This window comes from Nocardia yamanashiensis NBRC 100130, from assembly GCF_001613325.1.
GTDB classification, from domain to species: Bacteria; Actinomycetota; Actinomycetes; order Mycobacteriales; family Mycobacteriaceae; genus Nocardia; species Nocardia yamanashiensis.
Map to the genome: position 1 here is coordinate 308,455 of NZ_BDCD01000009.1, position 7,542 is coordinate 315,996.

General features: G+C 67.6%; 7 protein-coding genes. 2 read left to right on the forward strand and 5 right to left on the reverse strand.

Annotated features, from left to right (window positions below; all coding sequences use genetic code 11):
- Positions 1–258: 258 nt before the first annotated feature.
- Both NY1_RS10515 and glpX read right to left on the reverse strand, forming a co-directional pair.
- Complete coding sequence (locus NY1_RS10515) at positions 259–1,662, reverse strand: class II fumarate hydratase (RefSeq protein ID WP_067710693.1); 1,404 nt, start codon at positions 1,660–1,662, stop codon at positions 259–261.
- A 98-nt stretch (positions 1,663–1,760) separates the two neighbouring features.
- Complete coding sequence (glpX, locus tag NY1_RS10520) at positions 1,761–2,801, reverse strand: class II fructose-bisphosphatase (protein WP_067710694.1); 1,041 nt, start codon at positions 2,799–2,801, stop codon at positions 1,761–1,763.
- 229 nt (positions 2,802–3,030) lie between these two features.
- On the opposite strand from glpX, the gene NY1_RS43625 reads away from it, so the two are divergent.
- The gene (locus NY1_RS43625; RefSeq protein ID WP_067710695.1) at positions 3,031–3,594 is read left to right on the forward strand and encodes a DUF4245 domain-containing protein; all 564 of its coding nucleotides are present in this window, start codon (positions 3,031–3,033) and stop codon (positions 3,592–3,594) included.
- A gap of 64 nt (positions 3,595–3,658) precedes the next feature.
- On the opposite strand, the gene NY1_RS10530 is transcribed toward NY1_RS43625, so the two are convergent.
- The 3 genes from NY1_RS10530 to NY1_RS10540 all read right to left on the reverse strand — a co-directional run bounded on the left by NY1_RS10530 (position 3,659) and on the right by NY1_RS10540 (position 6,234).
- Complete coding sequence (locus NY1_RS10530; RefSeq protein WP_067710696.1) at positions 3,659–3,883, reverse strand: exodeoxyribonuclease VII small subunit; 225 nt, start codon at positions 3,881–3,883, stop codon at positions 3,659–3,661.
- A 4-nt stretch (positions 3,884–3,887) separates the two neighbouring features.
- A complete protein-coding gene (gene xseA, locus NY1_RS10535; RefSeq protein WP_067710697.1) occupies positions 3,888–5,180 on the reverse strand; it encodes an exodeoxyribonuclease VII large subunit in 1,293 nt (430 codons plus the stop codon).
- Between the two features lie 322 nt (positions 5,181–5,502).
- Positions 5,503–6,234: a lipid droplet-associated protein gene (locus NY1_RS10540; protein WP_067710763.1), complete on the reverse strand. Its 732-nt coding sequence runs from the start codon at positions 6,232–6,234 to the stop codon at positions 5,503–5,505.
- Positions 6,235–6,348: 114 nt separating this feature from the next.
- Here NY1_RS10540 and NY1_RS10545 point away from each other — a divergent pair, with 114 nt between their 5' ends.
- Positions 6,349–7,350 carry a 4-hydroxy-3-methylbut-2-enyl diphosphate reductase gene (locus tag NY1_RS10545; RefSeq protein WP_067710698.1) on the forward strand — a complete coding sequence of 334 codons (1,002 nt, stop codon included), beginning with the start codon at positions 6,349–6,351 and terminating at the stop codon, positions 7,348–7,350.
- The last annotated feature ends 192 nt before the right edge of the window (positions 7,351–7,542 follow it).

The following is a 7,542-nucleotide window of genomic DNA, read 5'->3' on the forward strand; positions in this document are numbered from 1 at the left end:
GCGGGCGTGGGTATGGCGACTCACGTCGCCATACCCACCGACCGCGATATTCAAATGATGACGCCGAGGGTGGTCAGGAATGCGACCACTCCGGCAAAGCCCAGGGCGGCCAACGTAACGGCGAGTCCGATCAACATGGTTTCTTTCCTTTCGTGGAGCATCCGCAGGACGCGGATACTCAGCTAATCGATGGCAAAGCGTGGTGTGTTTCACACTTCCATCCGAAAAAGGAAAGTCGCTCGATGACCGGCGGTTTGTTTATTTGCGCTCGTCGACCCGGCTCATGCCCAGCACGTCGAGCCGCCGATCCAGCTCGGCTTCGGTGAGATTCTCGCTGATCAGACCCCGATCGATGACCGTCTGGCGGATGGTCTTGCGCTCCTTGAGCGCCTCCTTGGCCACCGCCGCGGCCTCCTCGTAGCCGATCGCCGAATTCAGCGGTGTGACGATCGAAGGCGAGGATTCGGCGAGCTGCCGCAAATGTTCCTCGTTCGCGACCAGGCCGACGATGCAGCGGTCGGCGAACAATCGGGAAACATTGGACAGCAGGCGAATGGATTCGAGCACATTCCGCGCCATCACGGGAATATAGACATTCAATTCGAAATGGCCGTTGCCGCCGCCCCAGGCGATTGCCGCGTCATTTCCGATGACCTGCGCGGCCACCTGGGTAACGGCTTCCGGGAGAACGGGATTGACCTTGCCGGGCATAATCGAGGAACCGGGCTGCAAATCGGGCAGCTGGAGTTCGCCGAGACCGGTGAGCGGGCCGGAACCCATCCAGCGAATATCGTTGGCAATCTTGGTGAGACTGATGGCGACCGTGCGCAGCGCGCCGGACAGCTCGACCAGGGCGTCACGGGCGGCCTGCGCCTCGAAGTGGTCCTGGGCTTCCGACAGCGCGTCCAGGCCGGTCGACTTCGCCAGTTCCGCAACGACTTTCGCGCCGAACCCGGCGGGCGCGTTGAGCCCGGTGCCGACCGCGGTGCCGCCGATGGCGAGCTCGCCGACGCGCGGCAGGGTGGCCAGCAGGCGTTCGATGCCCGCGCTCACTTGCCTTGTGTAGCCGCCGAATTCCTGGCCCAGCGTGACCGGCACCGCGTCCATCAGATGGGTGCGGCCGGATTTCACCACGTACCGCCACTCCTGGGACTTGTCCAGCAGCGCCAGCCGCAGATGCTCCAGCGCCGGCACCAGATCCTTGACCACGGCCTCGGTGGCCGCGAGATGCGTTGCGGTGGGGAAGGTGTCGTTGGACGACTGCGACATGTTGACGTCGTCGTTGGGGTGCACGGTGACGCCGTTGCGGGCCGCGATGCTCGCGATCACCTCGTTGGCGTTCATATTCGAGCTGGTGCCGGAACCGGTCTGGAAGACATCGATCGGGAACTGGTCGTCGTGCTCGCCGTCGGCGATCTCGGTCGCGGCGGCGACGATGGCGTCGGCCTTGCTCGCGTCCAGCAGGCCCAGCTCCCGATTCACCACGGCGGTAGCGGCTTTCAGCAGGCCGAGCGCGCGGATCTGAGCGCGCTCCAGGCCGCGGCCGCTGATCGGGAAGTTCTCCACCGCGCGCTGGGTCTGCGCCCGCCACAACGCGTCGACGGGAACGCGGACCTCGCCCATGGTGTCGTGTTCGATGCGGTACTGGGTGTCGTCGGTCATGACATCGACCCTATGCCCGGCCCGAGGCCGGTGGGGGTGCCACGCCTGAGGGAAACCGCACACGGCGCGGCGGGAATAGCCGCCGCGCCGTTCGCGACTCAGGGCATCGGGGGAGCGGCGTGCTCGTCGCCGTCGAAGTCCACCGAGGAGTACTCGCGCAGCTTCGACAGGCGGTGGTAGGCGTCGACCATGCGCACGGTGCCGGACTTGGCGCGCATGACGATCGACTGGGTGGACGCGCCGCCGCCGTAGTAGCGGACGCCGCGCAGCAGATCGCCGTCGGTGACGCCGGTGGCGCAGAAGAAGACGTCCTCACCGGAGACCAGGTCTTCGGTGGAGAGAATGCGATCCAGGTCGTGGCCCGCGTCGATGGCCTTCTGGCGCTCGGCGTCGTCCTTCGGGGCCAGCTTGCCCTGCAGCGCGCCGCCCATACAGCGCATGGCCGCCGCAGCGATGATGCCCTCGGGGGTGCCGCCGATGCCGATCAGCATGTCCACGCCGGAATCCGGGCGGGCGCACGCGATGGCGCCGGCCACGTCACCGTCGGAGATGAGGCGGATGCGGGCGCCGGCCTCACGCACTTCCTGCATGTGCGGGGCGTGGCGGGGACGGTCCAGGATGCAGACGGTCAGGTCGGAGACCGAGGAGTTCTTGGCCTTGGCGACGCGGCGTAGGTTCTCCGCGATCGGCGCGCCCAGATCGATGACATCGGCGGCCTCGGGGCCGACGGCGATCTTCTCCATGTAGAACACGGCGGAGGGATCGAACATGGCGCCGCGCTCGGCGACCGCCAGCACCGAGATGGCGCCCGGCGAACCCTTCGACATCAGGGTGGTGCCGTCGATCGGATCCACCGCGAAGTCCAGCTCCGCGCCGGTGCCGTCGCCGACCAGCTCACCGTTGTACAGCATAGGCGCTTCGTCCTTCTCGCCCTCGCCGATCACCACGATGCCGCGCATCGAGACGGTCGCGACCAGCTGCCGCATCGCGTCCACGGCCGCACCGTCGCCGCCCTCCTTGTCGCCCCGGCCGACCCAGCGGCCCGCGGCCATGGCCCCGGCCTCGGTGACCCGGACCAGCTCCAGCGCGAGGTTGCGATCCGGAGCCTCGCGGCGGGGTGCGGGCGTGGGTGCCGTCATTACGGTGCCTCCTTGGTTGTCTACAAGCTGCCCAAATTGTCGCATTGAGCATCGGAGGCCCGAGCAAGTACTCGTATTGCACTCTCGTACCGATCACCGCGCAGGTCACCGGCCTGATCTCGGGCTGACCGGCGGCGGGCGTCTCGTTCGTCCGGAAACATGCCGGGACACGCGGGTTTCGGGCGGACTGTGTGCTCGGTCGCAGTCGGGGCCCGTGGATACTGGTGCCGTGTCGTACCAGAAGCCCCGCACCCAGCACGATTACAAGGACCTGATCTGGTCGTTGCTGCCGCTGCTGCTGATCTGCCTGGTGATCGCGGGCATCGCCGCGCAATGCAGTTTCCAGACGGGCGGGCCGAAGCAGGGACAGATCCCGGAATTCAAGATTCACGATTCCCTGACGGTCGCGGCGCGTGAACTGCCGTTTCCCATACGGGAACCCGCCGTCCCCGCCGACTGGACGCCCAACTCGGGTTCACGCGCCGATGTGACCGGCGGCGGGAAGCTGGCGACGGTCGGGTACATCACCAACCACGGCGCGTACATGCAGCTCACCCAGAGCGACGCCACCGAGGACAAGCTGGCGGCGCAGATCGTGGGCAGCCGGTACGCCACCGGGACCGAGCAGATCGGCGATCGCAAGTGGGTGGTGTACGGCGAGGCCGACACCGAACCCGCCTGGATCTCCGATTACGGCAATGTGCGCGTGCTGATCAAGGGTGCGGGCAACAAGGGTGCGTTCCTGACCCTCGCCACCGCGGTCGGCAACGCTCAGCCGCTGCCGAACAAGTAATTCCCCCGTCATTCCGGGATAGCGAGCGGGCGGTGCCGGAATGACGAGTGGCCGTGAGTCGGGCTCAGTTCTCCTGATCGCGGTGGGCCAGGGCGTCTTCCACGCGCTTGCGGGCGCCCGCCAGGTGTTCCTCGCAGCGCGCGGCCAGGGCTTCGCCGCGTTCCCACAGGGTGAGCGAATCGTCGAGGTCCATGCCGCCCTGCTCCAGCATCTTCACCACATTGACCAGCTCGTCGCGGGCGCGTTCGTAGCCGAAGGTGGCGATCTCGGCGCGATCGGCGTCGGTCATATTCTTACGAATCCTTTCGAGGGGGACGGGAACCCAGCGGTACGGCGCCGAGCCCGGCGGCGGAAATCGCGCCGTCGGCCACCCGGATGCGCAGCTGGGTGCCGGGCGGGGCGTCTTCGATGGAACGGATGACGTGGCGGTCCTTGCCCGAAACCCGTTGCACCACGGCATAACCCCGGGACAGCGTGGCGGCCGGGCCGACGGCGGTGAGTTTTTCACGCAGATGCCGCGTGGTGGTCGATTCACCGGAGAGTAGATGGTCGACGGCGCGCCGCGCGGCCGTGCGCAGCCGCTCCACCTCGTCGTGCCGCTGATCCAGCAGCCGCAGCGGTTCGGCGAGCACCGGGCGCGAACGCATCTGCGCCAGCGCGCGGGATTCGCGATCCACCCAGCCGCGCAACGCGGCCGCGGACCGTTCGCGCAGTTCGCGCAGCAGCGCCATTTCCGCCGCGGCGTCGGGCACGATGCGTTTGGCGGCATCGGTCGGGGTGGCGGCGCGCAGGTCCGCCACATAATCCGAGAGCGGATTGTCCGGCTCGTGCCCGATGGCGCTGACGATCGGCGTGGTCGCGGAAACGATTGCCCGGCACAGCGTCTCGTCGGAGAACGGCAGCAGATCCTCCACGCTGCCGCCGCCGCGCGCCAGCACGATCACATCCACCCGGGGATCGGCGTCCAGCGCCGCGATGGCCTCCAGGATCTGCGGCACCGCCGTCGCCCCCTGCACGGCGGTATTGCGAATCTCGAATTGCACGGCGGGCCAGCGCTGCGTCGCCACCGTCACCACATCGTGCTCGGCCGCACTGGCGCGCCCGGTGATCAGCCCGATGCGATTGGGCAGGAACGGAATCGGCCGCTTCAGCCGGGGATCGAAGAGCCCCTCGGCCGCCAGCAGCGCCTTCAGGCGTTCGATCCGCGCGAGCAGTTCGCCGATACCCACCGGCCGAATCTCGGTGATGCGCAAGGACACCGTGCCGCGCCCGGTGAAGAACTGGAGCTTGCCGTAGACCACGACCCGGCTGCCCTCTTGCAGCGGCACCGCCGAATTGCGCAGCAGCTCCGGATCGCACGTCACCGAAAGCGACATATCGGCTGCGGTATCGCGCAATACGAGAAACGCGGTCCGCGTACCCGGCCGCATATTGATCTGCGTGATCTGCCCCTCGACCCAGATCGCCCCCAACCGGTCGATCCACTGCGCCACCTTGACGGCGATGGTGCGCACCGGCATCGGGTTCTCGGCGGTACTGCTCGCCTTGGCCGGCGGTGCGGGCTGCTCGGGCTGTGCGGACGTCACGCACCGATTCTGTCAGTGCCCACCGACTACGACGGCAAGACGCCCACCGACACGAAGAACCCGGTGGCCACGGCGGCGTGCGGAACGAAAACGGGCCGCAGGTGGTGCCCACTCCACCTGCGGCCCGTGGCGCTCAGTGCGCTGGTGCGCTCACCCACATCCAACGGGTTCGGGCGAAGCCTCGAACGCCGATTCTGTGAGACGTGCGCACCTCGAGGGGGTTCGGGGCGAAGCCCCTGAGAGCTACGAGAGTTGTTCTCAAACACGTGCGCCGACCGCCCGCGCCGGGTGGCTCGGGTGATCGGCGCTCGCCGGAAACAGCTCACTTGGCCTGAACGGTCGCGATGCGGTTGGTCAGCATGGTGACGAACGGGGCGCGATCGCGCGTGCCCTGCTCGTACGCCAGCAGCGTGGATAGGTCCTCGACCGATAGCTGGCGCAGCCGGGCGCGCAGCTGCGCGATGGTCATCTCGTCGTAGTTGAAACGCGACGCCACCTCGGGGGTGGCCGGCGCGCTGCCATTGTGGCCGTTGGTCGCAGCGACGGAAGCCGTTGCGGGGGCCTCGGTTTCGGCAGCCTCAGGTTCGGCGGCCTCCTGCGCGGCCGACTCTGCGGCGACCGGCTCGGGCGCGGCCACGATCGGATCCGAAGCCGGCGCGGATTCGGTTTCGGCGGCGGCCGATTCGGTCACCACCGGTTCGGTGATCTCCGCGACGGGTTCCGCGGGTGCGGATTCCTCGGGTGTAAAGAGGTCGAAACGGCTCTTGCGTACCGATTCCGAGCCGAAGCTCGGCGTTTGCTCGAGGTCTTCGTCCTCATCGAAAGTGGCCCACGCGGGCTGTTCTTCCGGCTGGTTGACCAAACGGTCGAAAACGGCATCGCCTTTGAGAGCGAGGCTGGTCACGAACTGCTGGAAGTGCATGGTGGTTTGCAGCATCTGGCTGATCGCGGTGATCGGGAAATTGATTGCGGTCGTCGGTAGCCGACGAGTTTCCTCGAGAGCATAGACGGCAGCCCCGGCGGCGACCCGGGCCAGGAACGGAGGTCGGAACATGCCCATAGCCTGCCCCAAACGCCCTGTGATGCAAAGGTGAGAACGCACGAAAAGTGATTTTGCCCGCGACCTCCGATCGAATGCGCGTCACCCCGCACACGTATTCTGTGGGGCATGTCCTCGGCTATCCCTTTGAACGTCGGAATCGTCCGGTCGCCGTCGGGTGCCGCCGACGCCCCGAAACGGGTACTGCTCGCCGAACCGCGCGGCTATTGCGCCGGTGTCGATCGCGCGGTGGTGACCGTCGAGAAAGCTCTCGAAAAGCACGGTGCGCCGCTGTATGTGCGCAAGGAAATCGTGCACAACCGGCACGTGGTGGAAACGCTGCGGGACCGCGGTGTGATCTTCGTCGACGAAACCGACGAGGTGCCGGAGGGCGCGGTCGTGGTGTTCTCGGCGCACGGGGTGTCCCCGGCGGTGCACGAGTCCGCGGCCGAACGCAACCTGCACACCATCGACGCCACCTGCCCGCTGGTCACCAAGGTGCACCAGGAGGCCAAGCGGTTCGCGCGCGACGACTTCGACATCCTGCTCATCGGTCACGAAGGGCACGAGGAGGTCGAGGGCACCGCGGGTGAGGCGCCCGACCACGTGCAGCTGGTCGACGGGCCGGACGCGGTCGACAACATCACCGTCCGCGACGAGAACAAGGTGATCTGGCTGTCGCAGACCACGCTCTCGGTGGACGAGACCATGGAGACGGTGCACCGGCTGCGGGCCAAGTTCCCGAATCTGCAGGATCCGCCGAGCGACGACATCTGCTACGCCACCTCCAACCGGCAGACCGCCGTGAAGGCGATGGCGCCCGAATGCGATCTGGTTATCGTGGTCGGCTCGCGCAACTCCTCCAACTCGGTGCGCCTGGTCGAGGTCGCGCTGACCGCCGGGGCCGGGGCCGCGCATCTGGTCGACTACGCCCGCGAAGTGGATCCGGCCTGGCTGGAGGGTGTGCGCACCATCGGCGTCACCTCCGGCGCCTCGGTGCCGGAGATCCTGGTCGAGGGCGTGCTGGAATTGCTGGCGCAGCACGGTTTCGGTGAGGTGCAGCCGGTCACCACCGCCAACGAGACCCTGGTCTTCTCGCTGCCCCGGGAACTGCGCGCCGCCCGCGCCTGAGCTCCGGACAGCGAAAACACTCGCGCCCCTTACCGATTCGGTAAGGGGCGCGAGTCGTATTCGGGGTTGTTTCCCCGTCAGCGTTCGATGCGGCCGGAATCGCGTTCGCGGTAGCGCACATTCGGGCGCGGGTGCGGGGGCACGTCCGGGTTCTGGGCGCGGCGGCGCGGTTCGCCCGCGGCCGGGTTGCGG

Bases quoted from the DNA above. Each gene is read 5' to 3' on its own strand.
- NY1_RS10545 (WP_067710698.1), top strand. From the start codon at position 6,349: ATGTCCTCGGCTATCCCTTTGAACGTCGGAATCGTCCGGTCGCCGTCG.
- NY1_RS10540 (WP_067710763.1), bottom strand. From the start codon at position 6,234: ATGTTCCGACCTCCGTTCCTGGCCCGGGTCGCCGCCGGGGCTGCCGTC.
- NY1_RS10515 (WP_067710693.1), bottom strand. From the start codon at position 1,662: ATGACCGACGACACCCAGTACCGCATCGAACACGACACCATGGGCGAG.
- glpX (WP_067710694.1), bottom strand. From the start codon at position 2,801: ATGACGGCACCCACGCCCGCACCCCGCCGCGAGGCTCCGGATCGCAAC.
- NY1_RS10530 (WP_067710696.1), bottom strand. From the start codon at position 3,883: ATGACCGACGCCGATCGCGCCGAGATCGCCACCTTCGGCTACGAACGC.